This window comes from Streptomyces sp. NEAU-sy36, assembly GCF_013423905.1.
GTDB lineage: Bacteria > Actinomycetota > Actinomycetes > Streptomycetales > Streptomycetaceae > Streptomyces > Streptomyces misionensis.
Genome location: NZ_CP058977.1, coordinates 3,307,174 through 3,324,321 on the forward strand (window position 1 = coordinate 3,307,174; position 17,148 = coordinate 3,324,321).

General features: G+C 74.6%; 17 protein-coding genes and 1 pseudogene. 9 read left to right on the top strand and 9 right to left on the bottom strand.

The features are described 5' to 3' along the window. Positions 1–9 precede the first annotated feature (9 nt). A complete protein-coding gene (locus HZZ00_RS15240) occupies positions 10–1,011 on the bottom strand; it encodes a serine protease (protein WP_257585814.1) in 1,002 nt (333 codons plus the stop codon). Positions 1,012–1,363: 352 nt separating this feature from the next. Between HZZ00_RS15240 and HZZ00_RS15245 the strand changes: the two genes are divergently transcribed. The 4 genes from HZZ00_RS15245 to katG all read left to right on the top strand — a co-directional run bounded on the left by HZZ00_RS15245 (position 1,364) and on the right by katG (position 5,738). After that, on the top strand, positions 1,364–2,032 hold the full coding sequence (locus HZZ00_RS15245; protein ID WP_180332688.1) for an acetate uptake transporter: 669 nt from the start codon (positions 1,364–1,366) through the stop codon (positions 2,030–2,032). Between the two features lie 66 nt (positions 2,033–2,098). After that, positions 2,099–2,836, top strand: a complete 738-nt coding sequence (locus tag HZZ00_RS15250) for a DUF1345 domain-containing protein (protein WP_180332689.1) — start codon at positions 2,099–2,101, stop codon at positions 2,834–2,836. Between the two features lie 205 nt (positions 2,837–3,041). Then, the gene (locus HZZ00_RS15255; RefSeq protein ID WP_180332690.1) at positions 3,042–3,479 is read left to right on the top strand and encodes a Fur family transcriptional regulator; all 438 of its coding nucleotides are present in this window, start codon (positions 3,042–3,044) and stop codon (positions 3,477–3,479) included. Positions 3,480–3,512: 33 nt separating this feature from the next. Beyond that, positions 3,513–5,738: a catalase/peroxidase HPI gene (gene katG / locus HZZ00_RS15260; protein WP_180332691.1), complete on the top strand. Its 2,226-nt coding sequence runs from the start codon at positions 3,513–3,515 to the stop codon at positions 5,736–5,738. Between the two features lie 63 nt (positions 5,739–5,801). Here the strand turns inward: katG and HZZ00_RS15265 are convergent, their stop codons facing one another. Further along, a complete protein-coding gene (locus HZZ00_RS15265) occupies positions 5,802–6,368 on the bottom strand; it encodes a heme-binding protein (RefSeq protein WP_180332692.1) in 567 nt (188 codons plus the stop codon). Between the two features lie 210 nt (positions 6,369–6,578). Between HZZ00_RS15265 and HZZ00_RS15270 the strand changes: the two genes are divergently transcribed. Then, positions 6,579–7,769, top strand: a complete 1,191-nt coding sequence (locus HZZ00_RS15270) for a sensor histidine kinase (protein ID WP_257585949.1) — start codon at positions 6,579–6,581, stop codon at positions 7,767–7,769. Continuing rightward, the gene (locus HZZ00_RS15275) at positions 7,766–8,398 is read left to right on the top strand and encodes a response regulator transcription factor (RefSeq protein WP_180332693.1); all 633 of its coding nucleotides are present in this window, start codon (positions 7,766–7,768) and stop codon (positions 8,396–8,398) included. Before HZZ00_RS15270 ends, HZZ00_RS15275 begins: the two co-directional genes overlap by 4 nt. A gap of 10 nt (positions 8,399–8,408) precedes the next feature. Here HZZ00_RS15275 and HZZ00_RS15280 read toward each other — a convergent pair whose 3' ends face one another. Together HZZ00_RS15280 and HZZ00_RS15285 are read right to left on the bottom strand one after the other, a co-directional pair. After that, on the bottom strand, positions 8,409–9,359 hold the full coding sequence (locus HZZ00_RS15280) for a serine hydrolase (RefSeq protein WP_180332694.1): 951 nt from the start codon (positions 9,357–9,359) through the stop codon (positions 8,409–8,411). After that, entirely contained in the window at positions 9,356–10,324 is a 969-nt protein-coding gene (locus HZZ00_RS15285) for a LysR family transcriptional regulator (protein WP_180332695.1), read from the bottom strand. Before HZZ00_RS15285 ends, HZZ00_RS15280 begins: the two co-directional genes overlap by 4 nt. Before the next feature lie 129 nt (positions 10,325–10,453). On the opposite strand from HZZ00_RS15285, the gene bla reads away from it, so the two are divergent. Continuing rightward, complete coding sequence (gene bla, locus HZZ00_RS15290; protein WP_180332696.1) at positions 10,454–11,365, top strand: class A beta-lactamase; 912 nt, start codon at positions 10,454–10,456, stop codon at positions 11,363–11,365. 202 nt (positions 11,366–11,567) lie between these two features. On the opposite strand, the gene HZZ00_RS15295 is transcribed toward bla, so the two are convergent. The 3 genes and pseudogenes from HZZ00_RS15295 to HZZ00_RS15305 form a co-directional block, all read right to left on the bottom strand. Continuing rightward, positions 11,568–11,960 carry a VOC family protein gene (locus HZZ00_RS15295; protein WP_180332697.1) on the bottom strand — a complete coding sequence of 131 codons (393 nt, stop codon included), beginning with the start codon at positions 11,958–11,960 and terminating at the stop codon, positions 11,568–11,570. A 98-nt stretch (positions 11,961–12,058) separates the two neighbouring features. Then, positions 12,059–12,152: pseudogene (locus HZZ00_RS15300) on the bottom strand. 85 nt (positions 12,153–12,237) lie between these two features. Then, complete coding sequence (locus HZZ00_RS15305; protein WP_180332698.1) at positions 12,238–13,389, bottom strand: Cmx/CmrA family chloramphenicol efflux MFS transporter; 1,152 nt, start codon at positions 13,387–13,389, stop codon at positions 12,238–12,240. 399 nt (positions 13,390–13,788) lie between these two features. Here HZZ00_RS15305 and HZZ00_RS15310 point away from each other — a divergent pair, with 399 nt between their 5' ends. Further along, positions 13,789–14,481, top strand: a complete 693-nt coding sequence (locus HZZ00_RS15310) for a pyridoxamine 5'-phosphate oxidase family protein (RefSeq protein WP_180332699.1) — start codon at positions 13,789–13,791, stop codon at positions 14,479–14,481. A 109-nt stretch (positions 14,482–14,590) separates the two neighbouring features. Here HZZ00_RS15310 and HZZ00_RS15315 read toward each other — a convergent pair whose 3' ends face one another. Then, positions 14,591–15,187: a CBS domain-containing protein gene (locus tag HZZ00_RS15315; protein ID WP_180333531.1), complete on the bottom strand. Its 597-nt coding sequence runs from the start codon at positions 15,185–15,187 to the stop codon at positions 14,591–14,593. 448 nt (positions 15,188–15,635) lie between these two features. On the opposite strand from HZZ00_RS15315, the gene HZZ00_RS15320 reads away from it, so the two are divergent. After that, complete coding sequence (locus HZZ00_RS15320; RefSeq protein ID WP_180332700.1) at positions 15,636–16,517, top strand: universal stress protein; 882 nt, start codon at positions 15,636–15,638, stop codon at positions 16,515–16,517. Positions 16,518–16,533: 16 nt separating this feature from the next. Here HZZ00_RS15320 and HZZ00_RS15325 read toward each other — a convergent pair whose 3' ends face one another. Then, positions 16,534–17,088, bottom strand: coding sequence for a GNAT family N-acetyltransferase (locus tag HZZ00_RS15325; RefSeq protein ID WP_180332701.1), 555 nt, complete (start codon positions 17,086–17,088; stop codon positions 16,534–16,536). Positions 17,089–17,148 lie beyond the last annotated feature (60 nt).

The following is a 17,148-nucleotide window of genomic DNA, read 5'->3' on the forward strand; positions in this document are numbered from 1 at the left end:
GCGGGGTCGTCAGGGATCAACCCTGGTCTTTTGGCTCGGGGTCTCCGTAGGGGTCGGGCCGGCGGGCGGCGCTCCGGTGACGGCGGCGCGGTACAGGGCCCGGGTGGCGGCGCCGAAGTAGGCGCTGTAGGAGACCTGGGCGGTGTTGCCGCCGGTGTGGTAGCCGCCGATCACGCCGACGACCGCCCAGCCGTCGAACCACGGGACCAGCATGGGGCCGCCGCTGGTGCCGCCGACGAAGGCGTCACAGGCGATGCGCGGGAAGGTGCCCGGGTCGGCCGGGTCGTCGCTGACCCACGCCGTGGTCCGGCTCCAGCATTCCAGCGGCCTCGCCGCCCCCGCCGGATAGCCGATCATCCGCACCGGCGCGTGCAGGTAGCCCGTCCCGGTGAGCAGCCGTACCCCGCCGACCGCGTCCTGCAGCGCCGTCCCGTCCTCGTTGGGTCCGGTGACCGCGAAGGCGAAGTCGTAGCCGGCGCCCGCGTGTTCGCCGAGGTCGTAGTACTGCCGCGGGACGTAGACGCCGTTCGTCACGACCGGGAAGATCCCGAAGGGCTTGAGCCCGTCGTGGTACTGGGGGACGAAGGCCAGCTCGCGCCGCGGGGCGGTGCCGGAGTAGCCCTTGAGGCAGTGCCCTGCGCTGAGCACCAGGTCGTGCCCGGGGCTGCGGACGACCGAGCCGCTGCAGGTCCGGCCGGTGCCCTTGGCGTCGGTCCAGAAGAACGTGCCGGCCTGCGGGATGCCCGCGAAGCCGTGGCTGGGCGGGATGTACTCGCCTGGCCGGGGGCCGTCCATGGAGGGTGCGGCGCCCGCCTCGGTGCCCTTCGCGGGATCCGCGGGCAGGGCGGCCGTCATGCGGGCCGGTGTCCAGTAGGCGTCGAGCCGGGCGGCGGCCGGGTCCGGCCCGGGTGGCGCGGCCTCGGCGGAGGCCGCGACGGCCGGACCGCCCGACAGCAGCACGGCGGCCGCGCAGAGCGCGGCGTGGCGGAGCAACCCGGTCCTGCGCACCATCACTTCCCCTCCCGGCGGCGGCCGACGGCCGGCTCACCCTAGGCCCGCGACCGGCGCCCGCGAAAGGGCGCACCCCCGGCCACCACCACTCCCGCCGAGCCCCGCCGAACCGAAGCGGGAAGGACGGCCCGGCACGGACGACGGAGCCCGGGTCCGCGCCCAGGAGAGGGGCGGCGGGATCAGTGCGGAATGCCAGGGCTGAGAACTGGTGCGAACGGGTACATTCTGTACAGGTGTATCTAGGTGGCACGTGAGTGTCACAGCCCGCCTCGGGGGCACTGACCAGCGCGTTTGCGGGCTAGGTGCCAGGGCCGTCGGCCCTGCTGACCACTGGCCGAAGGGAATGCCGGTTATGCACGAGGACACGAGGAGCCCCCTCCCCAAGCGGCCGCCCGAGGCGGCCCCGCGCTCGGCGGCCTGGGCCGATCCCGCCCCGCTGGGTCTGGCCGGCTTCGCCCTGACGACGCTGCTGCTGTCGATCGTCAACACCAACCTGCTGAAGGAGCCCGCCGCGATCCTGCCGGTACTGGGTCTCGCCGCGTTCTACGGCGGTCTCGCCCAGTTCGCCGCGGGACTCTTCGAGTTCCGCAGGGGCAACACCTTCGGCGCGACGGCGTTCGTCTCCTTCGCCGCCTTCTGGCTGTCGTACTGGTGGATAGCGCCGCGCGTGGCGCTCGCCGGGGACGCGCACAACGCGCTCGGGCTGTACCTGCTCGGGTGGGCCGTCTTCACCGCCTACATGACCGTGGGTGCCCTGCGCGTCAGCCTCCCCGTGCTGGCGGTGTTCGTGCTGCTGACCCTGACCTTCCTCTTCCTGGCCATCGGGTCGTTCCAGACCGGGGCGCCGCCGCACGTCATGACCCAGGTGGGCGGCTGGTTCGGCATCCTCACGGGCCTCGCCGCCTGGTACGCGTCCGCGGCCGGCGTCATCAACGAGACGCACGGCCGCGAGGTGCTCCCCGCCTGGCGGCGCGAGCCCGGCCGCGGCGAGCCGACGACGCACGAGGAGCGGTCCGTCTGACGGACCCGCGCCGGGCGTGCCGTCCGGGCCGCTTCCGCGGGGCGCGGGCCAGGGACAATGACCGGCATGACCGACGACAGGGACGACGCCGACAGCCGGCCGGCCAGGATCGAGCGGCTGCTGCGCAGCGGGGAGCGTGAGCTGGTCCCGGCGTGGCGCCGGGCGAAACAGGGCGAGACACGCTGGGCCGTCACGGCCGTGATGCTGGCCGCGATCGCCCTGCAACTCGCGCTGCCGCACCGGCTCGCCCTGCTACGGCCGGTCTGGGCGCTGCCGGTGCTGGAGTTCGCGCTGCTGCTGGCGCTGGTGGCCGGCAACCCCCGGCGGGTCGAGCCGCGAACGCGATGGCTGCGCTGGCTCGGACTGCTCCTGATCGGGGTCATCAGCCTGGCCAACGGGTGGTCGGCGGCCCGGCTGGTGGTGGACCTCCTGCACGGCGGCGGGGGCCAGGGCGCGGTGCCGCTGCTGCGGGCCGGCGGCGTCATCTGGTTCACCAACGTCATCGTCTTCGCGCTGTGGTACTGGGAATCCGACCGCGGCGGCCCGATGGCCCGGGTGCGCGGGGAACGGCAGTATGCCGACTTCCTCTTCGTACAGATGCAGAACCCCGAACTGGCGCCCGCAGACTGGGAACCGGAGTTCCTCGACTACCTGTACCTCTCGTTCACCAACGCGACGGCCTTCAGCCCGACCGACGTGATGCCCCTGTCGCGCTGGGCCAAGATGCTGATGCTGCTGCAGTCCTCGGTGTCCCTGGTGACCGTGGTCCTCGTGGTGGCGCGGGCCGTCAACATCCTGAAGTAGCGGCGGGCCGGCCGTCCGCCCCCTCTCGCCCGATCGGTGGACGGTTCGGCTTGCCGTGCCCGGGGAGAGTGGGATGGGGCCACATGATGCGTGCACGCCCCCGCGCGAGGCCACGCGGAGGTGAACGCCGTACACCGGCGGGCGACCGGAATTGTATGGTTCGTTTTCTTGAACCCCTCGTGTTTCTGAGAGTAGGTTCAGCCCCATGACCGCCTCCCCGACTCCGACCACCGCCGAGGAGCTGCGCGGTGCCGGCCTGCGCGTGACGGCGGCTCGCGTCGCGCTGCTGGAGACGGTCCGGGACGGCGACCACCTCGGCGCCGAGGCGATCGCCTCCGGGGTCCGCGACCGCGTAGGCCACATCTCCCTGCAAGCCGTCTACGAAGCCCTGCACGCCCTGACGGCGGCGGGGCTCGTGCGCCGCATCGAGCCCGCAGGCCACCCGGCCCGGTTCGAGGGGCGCGTCGGCGACAACCACCACCACATCGTGTGCCGGTCGTGCGGCGCCGTCGTCGACGTCGACTGTGCCGTCGGCGACGCGCCCTGCCTGACCGCCGCGGACGACCGGGGCTTCGCCATCGACGAAGCCGAGGTCGTCTACTGGGGCGTGTGCCCCGACTGTTCCACCGGCCGCAGTTCCTGAGCACCTGGTTCCGCTTAGTTCGGAAGGATTGCCATGACTGACAACCACGACGCGATCGTCACAGACGCGAAGTCGGAGGAGGGGAGCGGCGGCTGCCCCGTCGCCCACGACCGGGCCCCGCATCCGACCCAGGGCGGCGGCAACCGCCAGTGGTGGCCGGACCGGCTCAATCTGAAGATCCTCGCGAAGAACCCGCCCGCGGCCGACCCGCTGGGCGAGGAATTCGACTACGCCGAGGCCTTCCAGAGCCTCGACCTGCCCGCCGTGAAGCGGGACATCCAGGAACTGCTCACCACCTCCCAGGACTGGTGGCCCGCCGACTTCGGCCACTACGGGCCGCTGATGGTCCGGATGGCCTGGCACAGCGCCGGCACCTACCGCATCAGCGACGGCCGCGGCGGCGCCGGCCACGGCCAGCAGCGCTTCGCCCCGCTGAACAGCTGGCCGGACAACGTCCTGCTGGACCGGGCCCGCCGGCTGCTGTGGCCGATCAAGAAGAAGTACGGCCAGAAGATCTCCTGGGGCGACCTGATGATCCTCGCCGGCAACGTGGCGCTGGAGTCCATGGGCTTCCAGACCTTCGGCTTCGGCGGCGGCCGCAAGGACGTGTGGGAGCCGGAGGAGGACGTCTACTGGGGTCCCGAGACCACCTGGCTGGACGACAAGCGCTACACCGGCGACCGCGAGCTGGAGAACCCGCTCGGCGCCGTCCAGATGGGCCTGATCTACGTCAACCCCGAGGGCCCCAACGGAAACCCGGACCCGCTGGCCGCGGCCCGGGACATCCGCGAGACCTTCCGCCGCATGGCCATGAACGACGAGGAGACCGTCGCCCTGATCGCGGGCGGCCACACCTTCGGCAAGACCCACGGCGCCGGCCCCGCCGACCACGTCGGCCTCGACCCCGAGGCCGCCGGCCTGGAGGAGCAGGGCCTCGGCTGGAAGAGCACCTTCCGCTCCGGCAAGGGCAGGGACGCCATCGGCTCCGGCCTGGAGGTCACCTGGACCTCCACCCCGACCCGGTGGGGCAACGGCTTCTTCGACAACCTCTTCCGCTACGAATGGGAGCTGACCGAGTCCCCGGCCGGTGCCAAGCAGTGGGTCGCCAAGGACGCGGAGGCCACGATCCCCGACCCGCAGGACCCGACCCAGAAGCGTCTGCCCACGATGCTCACCACGGACCTCGCCCTGCGCTTCGACCCGATCTACGAGCCGATCTCCCGCCGCTTCCACGAGAACCCGCAGGAGTTCGCCGACGCCTTCGCCCGCGCCTGGTACAAGCTCACCCACCGCGACATGGGCCCGAAGTCCCTCTACCTCGGCCCCGAGGTCCCGGAGGAGACCCTGATCTGGCAGGACCCGCTGCCGGAGCGCGAGGGCGAGCTGATCGACGAGGCGGACATCGCGGCGCTCAAGGCCAAGCTGCTCGCATCGGGCCTGAGCGTGTCCCAGCTGGTCACCACCGCCTGGGCCTCCGCCTCCACCTTCCGCGGCAGCGACAAGCGCGGCGGCGCCAACGGCGCCCGCATCCGCCTCGCCCCGCAGCGCGAGTGGGAGGTCAACGAGCCCGACGAGCTGGCCCAGGTGCTGCGCACCCTGGAGGGCGTCCAGCGGGACTTCAACGCCTCCTCCGGCGCCAAGAAGGTCTCGCTCGCCGACCTGATCGTCCTCGGCGGTGTCGCCGCCGTGGAGAAGGCGGCCAAGGAGGGCGGCTTCGAGGTCCGGGTGCCGTTCACGCCGGGCCGGGTGGACGCCACCGAGGAGCAGACCGACACCGAGTCCTTCGAGGCGCTGGAGCCGACCGCGGACGGCTTCCGCAACTACCTCGGCAAGGGCAACCGGCTGCCGGCCGAGTACCTGCTGCTGGACCGGGCCAACCTGCTCACCCTCAGCGCCCCCGAGCTGACCGTCCTGATCGGCGGCCTGCGCGTGCTCGGCGCCAACTACCAGCGGTCGCAGCTCGGCGTCTTCACCAAGACGCCCGGCGTCCTCACCAACGACTTCTTCGTCAACCTGCTCGACATGGGCACCACGTGGAAGTCGACCTCCGAGGACCAGACCACCTTCGAGGGCCGGGACGCCGTCACGGGCGAGCTGAAGTGGGCGGGCAGCCGCGCCGACCTCGTCTTCGGCTCCAACTCGGAACTGCGCGCCGTCGCCGAGGTCTACGCCAGCGACGACGCGAAGGAGAAGTTCGTCAAGGACTTCGTCGCCGCGTTCGACAAGGTGATGAACCTGGACCGGTTCGACCTCGCCTGATCCGGCCGGTTCGCCGGCCCGACGTCCGGGCTCCCCGCCAGGGGGCCCGGACGTCGTCGTGCGTCAGCGGCCCAGCGCCGCCGCGCCCGCGCGGGCGTACTTCTCGTCCAGGTCCCCGGACGGCGCGCCCGCGACGCCGATGCCCGCGACCGGGGCACCCTTGGCCGTCACCGGGGTGCCGCCCGCGAGGAACAGCGTGCCCGGGATGTCCTTCAGGGCCGGGGCCTGCGCGAGCCGCCCGGCCAGCTCCGAGGTGGGCGCGTTCCAGGACACCGCCGTGAACGCCTTGCGCTCGGCGGACGCGTACGACTGCGGGCCCGCTCCGTCCCCGCGCAGCGTGACCAGCGTGTTGCCGTCCCGGTCCACCACGGCCACCGACACCTGCCGGCCGTCCTCGACGGCGGCGTCCAGCGCGGCCCGCGCCGCCTGCTCCGCGGCCTTCAGCGTGAGGTGCGTGGTCCGGGCGAGATCGCCGGCCCGGGCGGCGACGGGCGCCGCGGCCGGGGCGGGGCCGTTCGCGTCGGCGGCGTTGGCGGCGACCGTGCCGACGGCACCCGCGCCGACGACGGCCAGGGCGGCGCCGCCCACAAGGACACGGGTACGGCGGGACGGCTTCCTGCGGCTGGACATGACGGACAACCTTCCTGTGGCGGAAAGACCGCGGCCGAGGGACGGCCGGGCCGAGGCCGAATCGCCTCGGTACCGATCCTGGAGCCGCGAGGCGCCGCCACCCGTCGCCGGACCGGTGGTCCCCGGGGTCATCCGATCGGATGACCCCGAGCGTCCGGGGCCTGGGCACAATGGAGCTTGTTTGCCCAGTTCAGCGCGGTGACACGGGAGGTGGTGGCGGTGCCGGAGCCCGCACAGGACGACACCCGCGCCCTCACGATCGTCATGCACACGGCCTTCTTCGTGCTGCTGGCCGCCTCGCTCGCCCGCTATCTGGCCCGGCACGGCGGCGGCCCGCACACCCCCTGGATCGTCGCCCTGTCCCTGCTGCTCGCCGTGCTCTACGTCCTCGGACCCGCCCTCGGCACCCGCCCCGGCCCGCGCCGTCTGGTCTGGCTCGCCCTCGTGGCGGCGGCCTGGGCGTTGCTCGTCGTGCAGGCCCCCAGTTTCGCCTGGTGCGCGGTCCCGCTCTTCTACACCGGCCTGCGCACCCTCCCGCCCCGCGCCGCGATCCCGCTGGTGGCCCTGCTGACGGCGCTCGCGGTGGCCGCGCAGCTGGAACTCGCCGGGTGGCCGGACCCGAACGTGCTGGTCGCGCCGCCGGCCGTGGCCGCCGTGGCCGCCACCGTCTACGTCGTCATGCACCGCCAGGCCACCCGCCAGCACGCCCTCATCGACGACCTGGTCCGTACCCGCCGCGAACTCGCCGCCACCGAACGCCGGGAGGGCACCCTCGCCGAACGGGAACGGCTCGCCCGGGAGATCCACGACACCCTCGCCCAGGGCCTGTCCAGCCAGCGCATGCTGCTCCAGGCCGCCGACCGGCTCTGGGACACCGCGCCCGGCACCGCGCGCGAGCACGTCCGCACGGCCGCGGTGATCGCCGAGCGCAGCCTCGCCGAGGCCCGCCGCTTCGTGCACGACCTGACCCCGGCCGACCTCGCCGGGGGCGGGGGCCTGCCCCGGGCGCTGCGCACGGTCGCCGACCGGGAGACGACGGGCGGCCTCACCGTCCGCGTGCACACCGAGGGCGCCCCGCCCGAAACGCTGCCCGCGCCCGTGGAGACCGCCCTGCTGCGCATCGCCCAGGGCGCGCTCGCCAACGTCCGTGAACACGCGGGCGCCACCACGGCCACCCTCACCCTGACCTGCCTGGACGACCAGATCGTGCTGGACGTCATGGACGACGGGCGCGGCTTCGACCCCGCGCACGCCCGGCACACCGCGGGCGACGAGCGGCGCGGCCACGGACTGCCCGCGATCCGCGCCCGGCTGCGGCAGCTCGGCGGCACCCTCACCGTCGAATCCGCGCCGGGCCGGGGCACCGTCCTGTCCGCGGCGATCCCCCTGGAGCCACGATGACCGAACCCCCCGTCCGCATCCTCGTCTGCGACGACCACGCCGTCGTACGCGCCGGACTGCTCGCCCTGCTGCACAGCGCCCCGGACATCGAGGTCGTCGGCGAGGCGGGCAGCGGCGAGGAGGCGCTGGCGCTGGCCCGCCGCACGGCACCGGACGTCGTCCTGATGGACCTGCAACTCGGCGCGGGCATCGACGGCGTCGAGACCACCCGCCGGCTGCGCGCCGCGAACCCCGCCCCGCACGTCCTGGTCCTCACCACCTACGACACGGACGCCGACGTCACCCGGGCCGTCGAGGCGGGCGCCACCGGCTATCTGCTCAAGGCCGAGCGCGCCGAGGACCTGTTCACCGCGATCCACGCCGCCGCCAAGGGCCGTCCCGCGCTCTCGCCGCCGGTCGCCGGCCGTGTGCTGTCCCGGCTGCGCGACCCGCGCCCGGCCCTCACCCCGCGCGAGCGCGACATCCTCGCGCAGCTCGCCCAGGGTCTGCCGAACCACGCCATCGCCCGCGCCCTGTACATCAGCGAGGCCACCGTCAAGACCCATCTGCGCCGCATCTACGACAAGCTCGGCGTGGACACCCGTGCGGGCGCGGTCGCCGTGGCGAAGGAGCAGCGCCTGCTGCCCTGACCGCCGCCGCTCAGCGGCGCAGCGCCTCGAAGGCGCCGCGGGCCGCCGCCCCGAGCGCCAGCTCGATGTCCGGGGCCAGAGCGGCCCGCCGGTCGGCGCGGGTCAGCGCGGCCATGGCCACCCGGTCCCCGGACTCCGCCTCCACCACGCCGATCTCGTGCCGCAGATGCAGGAAGGTGCCGGTCTTCCCGCTCCACCGCAGCGTGTCGGTACGCAGCTCGCAGGCCAGCCGGTGGGTGAAGAGCTGGAGCCCCATCAGCCGCCGCAGCTCCGCCGTCGCCTCCGGTACGGCGATCTCGTCGCACCACACCCGCCGCAACAGGCCGACGAGCGCCCCGGCCGAGCCGGTGTTGGCGTGTGCCGGGTCCAGCGTCGCGATGGTGGGCCGGCCCGCGCGCTCGTCCCGCACGGCGAGCTCCAGCGCCAGGGAGAAGTCGTCGCCCGCCGCCCCGGCCGCGCACTCGTACATGTGGTTCATCCGGTGCCGCATCCGGATGCCGTCGCACCCCCACGCACGCAGCCGCGCGTCCACCTCCGCCGCCGGCACCAGGTCGAACAGCGCGTCCGCGGCCGCGTTGTCGCTCACCGACAGCATCATCAGCAGCAGATCGCCGACGGCCGCGGTGACCGGGTGCCGGAACGCCGCGAAGCCGGTGCGTCCGACGCTGCTGCGGGCCGGATCGAGGGTGACCGGGTGCGCGGCGTCCAGTTCCCCGGCCGCGATCCGGTCCAGCACGACCAGGGCGAGCGGGACCTTCGCCACCGACGCGAGCGGCACCGGCTCGTCGACGCCGAAGCCGAGCCGATCGCCGGTGTCCAGGTTCTGGGCCAGGAAGGAACCGCGCACGCCCAGCGCCGCCCAGTCCGCCGCGATCTCCTCGGCGACGTCCAGCAGGGCGCCGTCGTCACCCACGCAGCCGGGCCGGTACGTCTCCACTCCGCTCGCCTGCGCCGGGCTCATCCGCGGGCCGCCAGCCGGGCGGAGGGGTCATCGGCGGCACCGGGCCGCGCCGGCCGCCGCACGGCAGCGGACGCGCCGACCGACGCCGCCAGCAGCCGGGCCAGCCAGCCCGGCACGGCCGGAGTGCCGCGGGGGCCCGGCGGCGCGCTCACGTCGTACCCCCGGTGCAGGGCGGGGTCGCCCAGCGGCGCCCAGGCGGCGCCGTACCGGCGGGCGTACGGCTCGGTGCACAGCAGCAGGGCGCGCCCGGCCAGGGTCCCGGCGAACGCGTCGGACGGCGGACCGGCCGGCCGGATCCGCCCCTCGGGCAGCCCGGCACGCGCGATGGCGCGCGCGAACCTGTCGTCGAAGCAGGGCACCTGGTCCTCCGCGAGGACCAGGATCAGGGGCGGCGGGGGCGCGGGCGGCCCGCCGAGGCGGCGACGTGGCCGCAGTTCCTCCAGGTGGACCGCGCGCGATGCCTGCGGGGCCGTGTCGTCCGGCGCGGACGCCAGGCCCAACGGCACCCGGAAGGCCGCGCGTTCCGGCGCGGTCCGCACGAGCGCGTACGCGAGCGAGCCGTCGGCGAGGCCCGACTCCCGTTCCAGCGGCGGAAGTTCGCGCATGCCGAGGGTGATCCGGTGCTCGCCGGCGGCGCGCAGGGCGCGGGCCAGCGCGGCCGGGGCGCAGTCCGCGGGCACCCCGACGGCACGCACCCGCGAGTGCCGGGCCGAGCGGGCGGCCTGCCGCAGCCGCTGGGCGCGGTCCAGGACGTCCCGCGCGTAGGGGAGGAGAAGAACGCCCAGTTCGGTCGTCGTGACCTGCCGCCGGGAGCGGTCGAACAGCGGCCCGCCGAAGTGCCCCTCCAGCGTCTTGACGCGGCGGCTGAGCAGCGGCTGCGCGATGCCGAGCCGGTCGGCGGCGCGGGAGAAGCTCGCCTCGTCGGCCGTCGCCACGTAGGCCTCCAGGTGCGCCAACAGGTCCATCCTGCAGTCATATCAAAAAGGCATGGACGGTGCCCAGATCACTCTTGGACATGAGTGCGCTCCTGCTGTTTCGCTGTGCCCACGGAGATCCACACCGCCCAAAGGGCGACGAACCAGGAGGACTTCACCATGACCGCTTCCGGACCGCTGGCACGCCGTGGCCTGCTCAGGGCGGGCCTCGCGCTCACATCCGCCGCCGTCGTGGCGTCGACCGGCACGGCCGCGGCCGCCGCGGGTGCCCCGACCACCGGTGAACCGGGCGAACTGGGCGGCCTGGAGCGCGACTACGGCGCCCGGCTCGGCGTGTACGCGCGCAATGTGCGCACCGGTCGGGTGCTGGCCCACCGGGCGGGGGAGCGGTTCGCGCACTGCTCGGTCTTCAAGGCGTTCGCGGCGGCCGCCGTCCTGCGCGACCAGTCCGGCTGCGCCCCACTGGACAAGGTGATCCACTACCCGCCGCACGACATCCTGCCCAACTCGCCGCGCACCGAGGAGAACCAGGAGACCGGGATGACGGTGGCCGACCTGTGCGCGGCGGCGATCCAGTACAGCGACAACACGGCGGGCAACCTGCTGTTGCAGCAGCTCGGCGGCCCGGCCGGGCTCACCGGGTTCTTCCGCTCGCTCGGCGACCGGGTGAGCCGCCAGGACCGCTGGGAGCCGGAGCTCAACACGGCGGTCCCGGGCGACCTCCGCGACACCACGACCCCCGAGGCCATCGCCACGAGCCTGGAGCGGCTGACCCTGGGCCGGGCACTGCCCGCCCCCGGCCGCGAGCGGCTCGTCACCTGTATGAAGGGCAACACCACCAGCGGCGGGCGGTTCCGCGCCGGGCTGCCCGAGGGCTGGACCCTCGCCGACAAGACCGGCACCGGCTTCTACGCGAGCGCCCACGACATCGGCGTCGCCTGGACCACCCGGCGCACCCCGGTCGTCCTGGCCGTGCTGTCGACCAAGGACGAGAAGGACGCGCCGGTCGACGAGGCGCTCATCAGGGAGGCGGCCCGCATCGCCGCGCGCACCGTGGCGCCCGGCGAGTGAGATCGGGCCCCGGTCAGGCGCGGGCGCCGCTCGTCCTGGGCCGGCTGGGGACCGGCGAGCAGCTCGGGCCGGACCGCGAGGACGCCGGAGAGGAGGGTCCGGGCCACCCGCGGCAGCCCGGCCGCGTGCGGACTGGTCAGCCGAGCGTCTCGAAGGACTCGGCGCCCCGGCTTCCCCGCGGCCGGCCGCGGGGAACGAGCGCCTACGCGGAGGGCCACCCGCCGTAGGGAACGGTGAGCAGTTCCATGGCGTGCCCCACCGGATCCATGAAGTACACGCCCTTGCCGCCGTCGTTGCGGTTGATGGTGCCGGGGTGCTTCTTGTGCGGGTCGGCGTAGTGCTCTATGCCGCGTTCGGTGATACGGGCGTACGCGGCGTCGAACTCCTCGTCGGAGACCAGGAACGCGTAGTGCTGCGGGGTGATGGTGTCCTCGGGGACGGTGGCGAAGTCCAGCGTGACGCCGTTGCCCAGGGCCACGGCGACGAACGGGCCCCACTCCGAGGTGATGTCCAGGCCGACTATCTCCGTGAAGAAACGGGCGGATTCCCGGTTGTCGCGGGAATGGACGATGGTGTGGTTCAACTCGACCGGCAAGGAATGCCTCCAGGGCATCTCCTGGCACCTCCATGCCTCACCCGGTCGGTGACCGGCACGCGATGCCGCCGTCCATTCTAGTCAGCCGTTCGGCGCAGCGGAGAGGGCAGGATTCGAACCTGCGCGGGCCCCGAGGGGCCCGACCGTGAGGCGAGCTCGTGGTCCCCGATAAGCCACTCCGGGCACCTCTCCCCGCGACCGGTTTCCGGTTTCCCGGGCCGGTCACGGGAAGAACGGTGCCGCAAGGCGCTGACCGCGCCCTGACGCACCGCTGACCTCAGCCGGCCGCCCGTTGGGCGCGGACGGGGACCGCGACGGCCAGGGCGACGGCGACCAGCGCCCCGCTCGCCCACAGCGGGCCGGTGTCGCCCAGCGTGCCGGTGAGGGCGGCCGCGGCGACGAGGGGACCCGCGGCGGCGCCCGCGTTGAGCGCCGCGGTGGCGTAGGAACCGGCCATCGTGGGGGCCTGCGCGGCCTCGTAGAGGACCCGGGTGATCAGGGTGCCGCCCAGCGCGAAGGACAGCGCCCCCTGAGTGAACACCAGCGCGAACAGCGCGACCGGCCGGTGGGCCAGCAGTGCCAGCGCCGGCCAGCCGGCCAGCAGCAGCGGGCCGCCGGCCGCGAGCACGAGGCCGGGCCGCCGGTCGGCCAGGCGTCCGGCGACGCCCACCCCGACGAAGGAACCGGCGCCGAACAGCATCAGGGCGACGGAGACCCACAGCTCGCCCAGCCCGGCGACACCGGTCACCACGGGCGCGAGGAAGGTGAAGCTCGCGAAGGTCGCCGCGTTCACCAGCGCGCCGAGCAGCATGACCAGCAGCAGCCGCGGACGGCGCAGCTGCGCCAGCTCCGGCCGCAGCGCACCGGTCGCGCCGTCCGCCGCCGCGGGCGCCGGGATTCCCCTGAGGACGCCGAGGGCCGCGGGCAGACACAGCACGGCCACGGCCCAGAACGTGGCCCGCCAGCCGAGCAGGGCGCCGAGCAGCGCCCCCGCCGGAACACCGGCGACCGTGGCCACCGTCGTGCCCGACAGCAGCACGGCGAGCGCCCGGCCCTTGCGGTCGGGCGGCACCAGCGTGCCGGCCGTCGTGAGCGCCACGGCGAGGAACCCGGCGTTGGCGAGCGCCGCCACCACCCGGGTCGCGCACAGCACCGGGAAGGCGGAGGCGGCGGCGCCCACCGCGTGGGCCGCCGCGAACAGCAGGACGAAGCCGAGCAGGCTGGAACGTCCGGGCCGGTTGCGGGCGAGCGCGGCCATCAGCGGGGCGCCGACGGCCATGCCCAGCGCGAACGCCGAGGTGAGCAGGCCGGCCGTGCCGACGGTGACGCCGAGGTCCGAGGCGATGTCCGGCACCAGACCGGCGAGCATGAACTCCGAGGTGCCCATGGCGAAGACGGCCAGGGCGAGCAGATAGAGCGCGAGGGGCATCGAGGAAGGCTCCGGGGTGAGGAGAAGCACGAGAGGGTCATCTCGTCACCGCGGTCAGCACCCGAGGGCGCACTCGTCCGGCCGTGGCCCACGCGGGCACGGCGGAGGGTGGTGATGCCGGTGGTTCAGGGGCTGACGGCGTGACCGAAAGCCCCCACCTCAACCGACTCGGGACTCGACATGCCCAGCAGGCTACACGGGCGCCGAACCGCCCGGCCGCGGGGGCCGTTCGGCCCACGGTGCGCGGGACCGCCGGGCTCCCGGGGCCGGCGTCCGTAGGCGACGGCGGCACGCCCGGCCGCCGGCGCGCGGCGCAGCGAAGTGGTGGGCGCCTCGCACCGGTGGTAGACGTGGTACGAGCCAGGGCCCCGGCGGCCCGAGGGCGAGGAGTGAGCGATCATGGCAGAACGCCCCACACCGCGGCACGGAGCGCCGGACCCGGAGGACGGCCCGCCGCGGAGCGACCTCGGACGGCGACTGCGGCGGCGCCGCGCGGAACTCGGGCTCACCCGGGAAGAGGTGGCCGCACGCGCCGGCATGGCCGAGGCATACGTCGCCCATCTGGAGGAGCACAGCACCGCCGCGCCCGACTCCGGCACCCTGCTGCGGCTGGCCGGGGCGCTGCGCACCACCCCCCGGGAACTCGGCGGCGGATACGCCGGGCTGCCCGCCGGTCTCGGACAGGCCTCCCGCAACCCGCGCCTGGACGAACTGAGCGAACAGGAGTGCAGGGAGCTGCTGTCGACGCACGGGGTAGGCCGGTTCTCCGTCAGCACCGAGGGCGCCCCCGTCGTCCTGCCCGTGAACTACACCGTCGTGGACGGCGCGATCGTGTTCCGCACCCGCGAGGGCTCCGTGCTGAGCGAGGGGTTCGGCCGTGAGGTGGCCTTCGAGGTGGACCGGGTGGACGACGCGCTGAGCCAGGGCTGGAGCGTCCTGGTGCACGGCACCGCCCAGCCGGTGACCGACCGGGCGGAGGCGGAGCGGCTCGCCGAGCGCGCGTACAGCGAGCCCTGGGCGGGCGGGGAACGCGATCTGTGGGTGCGGATCGAGCCCACGGCGCTCACGGGACGCCGTATCGAAGCGGGCTGAGGGCGTCACCGGAGCCGGCGGGGCGCCGCGGCGGTCCGCGGGCGCCGGTCCGGCTGCCGCGTTCCGGGCTTTCGGCGGCACCGGTCCGGGAGCACCCCGTCACGTCGCGTCACCCCGGCCGCGCCACCCCCTCCGGGGGCACGGGCGGCACCAGGTTGACGACCCCGACGACACCGTCCAGCCGCCAGGCCGCGAAGCCGGCCCGGGCGATGGCACCGCGCAGTTCCGCGTCGCCCGCCAGAGTCACCACGCCGTCCCGCACGAAGACGCCGACGGCCTCGGGCGGCAGCCCCAGCTCACCCGCCACGATCTCCTCGGACACCTGACGGCGGATCTCGTCGTCGCCGCGCAGGAACACCCGTAGCAGATCCCGGCGGGTGACGATGCCGATCAGCCGGTCCTCCTCGTCCACCACGGGCAGACGCTCCACGCCGCGCCGCTCCATCAGCCGGGCCGCGTCCGGCACCCGCTGCTCGGGGTGGACGGTGACGGCGGGCGTCGACATCACCTCGCGCACCGGTGACGCGTCCGCGCCGTCCGGCCACCGGGCGGCGCGCTCGCGCACCAGGTCGGAGGCCGAGACCACGCCGAGCACCTTGTCGTCGCGGTCGATCACCGGCAGGCCGCTGATGCCGTGCCGGTCCAGCAGGCGGGCCACGTCCGTGGACGGCGTCGTCTCCGACACGGTGACGACATCGTCGGTCATCACCTCGCCGATCGTGCTGTGGATCACGGCCCTCCTCCTTCTCCGGTGCGCTTCTCCGGCGCGCGAGCCCCCTTGGGCGGGGAGCGGCGGTCCCTCGCTGTCCCTCGGCCCGCTCGGCCGCGGCCGGCGCGTCCCCGCCGTTCGAGCCGGTGTCCCCAGCCTGCCGCCAGCATCGCCCCGATCCGAGGGCCGGGCGCCCCCGTCGACGGGACCTTTGGTCCCGGCTCCACCGGCCGTACGGCTCCGCCGCCCACGGTGGCCACCGCCGGAACGTCGGAGCGCCGTGCCCGTACCACGGCGTCGATCCCCCCGGCACGACCCGACGCGGCCCCCGGAAGGCCCACGCGGCCCACGGGCGGGAGGACGCTCCAGGGGGCACGCTTGAGCTACGGAAGGACGCCCGGCGTACGGCGGCGGCACATCTCGGCCCGGATCCGGAGGACGCATCATGGCTGGTCACATCGCGGCGGGAGTCGACGGATCCCCGCAGAGCGTCGCCGCCGCCCACTGGGCCGCGCAGGAGGCGGTGCGCCGGGGCGCGGAACTGGTCGTGGTCCACGCCTGGCTGCCGAACGTGCGCCCGGCGCCGCTCGCCGGCCGGGACAGCACCGAGCGCGGCTGGGCGGAGCGCGTGCTGCGGGAGGCGGTGGACAGCGTGCGGGCGGCGCATCCCACGCTGCCCGTGACGGGCCGGCTGATCGGCGACTCGCCCGTCCCCGCGCTGCTGTCGGCGGCCGAGGAGGCGGACACGCTGGTGCTGGGCTCGCTCGGGCTCAGCCGTGCGGCCGGGGTCCTCGTCGGCTCGGTCTCCCTGCGCGTCACGGGACGCTCTTCCTGCCCGGTGGTACTGGTGCGGGCCGGCCGCAGCGCCGCCGACGAGCATCTGCCGGCCGCCCCCGGACTCGCGCCCGACGAGATCCCGACCATCCCGTACCGCGCCGTCGTGCTGGGCCTGGACGCCCGCAGCCCCTGCGACGAACCGATCGGGTTCGCCTTCGAGGCCGCCCGGCGGCGCGCCACCGAACTGCGCGTGTGCCACGTCCACGAGCCGGACTCCGGGGAAGACGCGGCCGGGGGAGCGGGCGCCGCCGAGCACGCGGTCATCGCGCTGCTGCGGCCGTGGCGCGAGAAGTACCCGGACCTGTCCGTCGCCACCACCGTCATCGAGGGCCGGCCCGGCGAGGAACTCGTGCGGGCCACCTCCGAGGCCGGACTCGTCGTGGTGGGCCGCCGCATCACCGGCAGCAGGTTCGGGGAGCGTCTCGGGCGCGTCGCCCACGCGGTCGTCCAGCACGCCGAGTGCCCGGTCGCGGTCGTACCGCACGAGTGAGGAGGAAGCGGAGGGCTCAGGGCGCGGGCGGTGCGGGGCGGTCGAGGCGCCAGACCACGTCGACGCCGCGACCGGACGGGGCCGCGGGCGGTGGGGCCGGTTCGCGCCGGACCTCGGTGAACCCCAACCGGCGCGGTACGGCACCGCCGGCGGTGTTGGCCAGATCGTGGGTGATCTCCAGGTACGCCACGTGCGGCAGCGCGAACATCTCCGCGACCAGGGCCGCCGTCGCCCGGGTGGCGATGCCCTGCCCGGCGGCGGCGGGGTGCAGCCAGTACCCGAGCCGCCATCCGGGGGGATCGCCCCAGCGGTACGCCTGGCACATGCCGACGGGCGTGCCGTCCTTCACGACGGCGTAGGTGAAGACCTCTCCGCCGGCCCACTTCTCCTCGGCCCTCGCCAGGAAGTCCCGGGTGCTCTGCTCGTCGTGCCGCGCGACCCACGGCATCCACGGGCTCAAGTGCTCCCGGGACTCCTCGATGAGCGTGAACGCCTGGTCGAAATCCCGCTGCGCCCGCCAGCGCCGCAGGACGAACCCCTCGCACTCGATGATCTGACTCGGCCGGTCCATGGGCATCATCATGGCCCCGTGGCGCGGGCGTCCCGCGCGTTGGCGCGCCCGCGGCCGGCG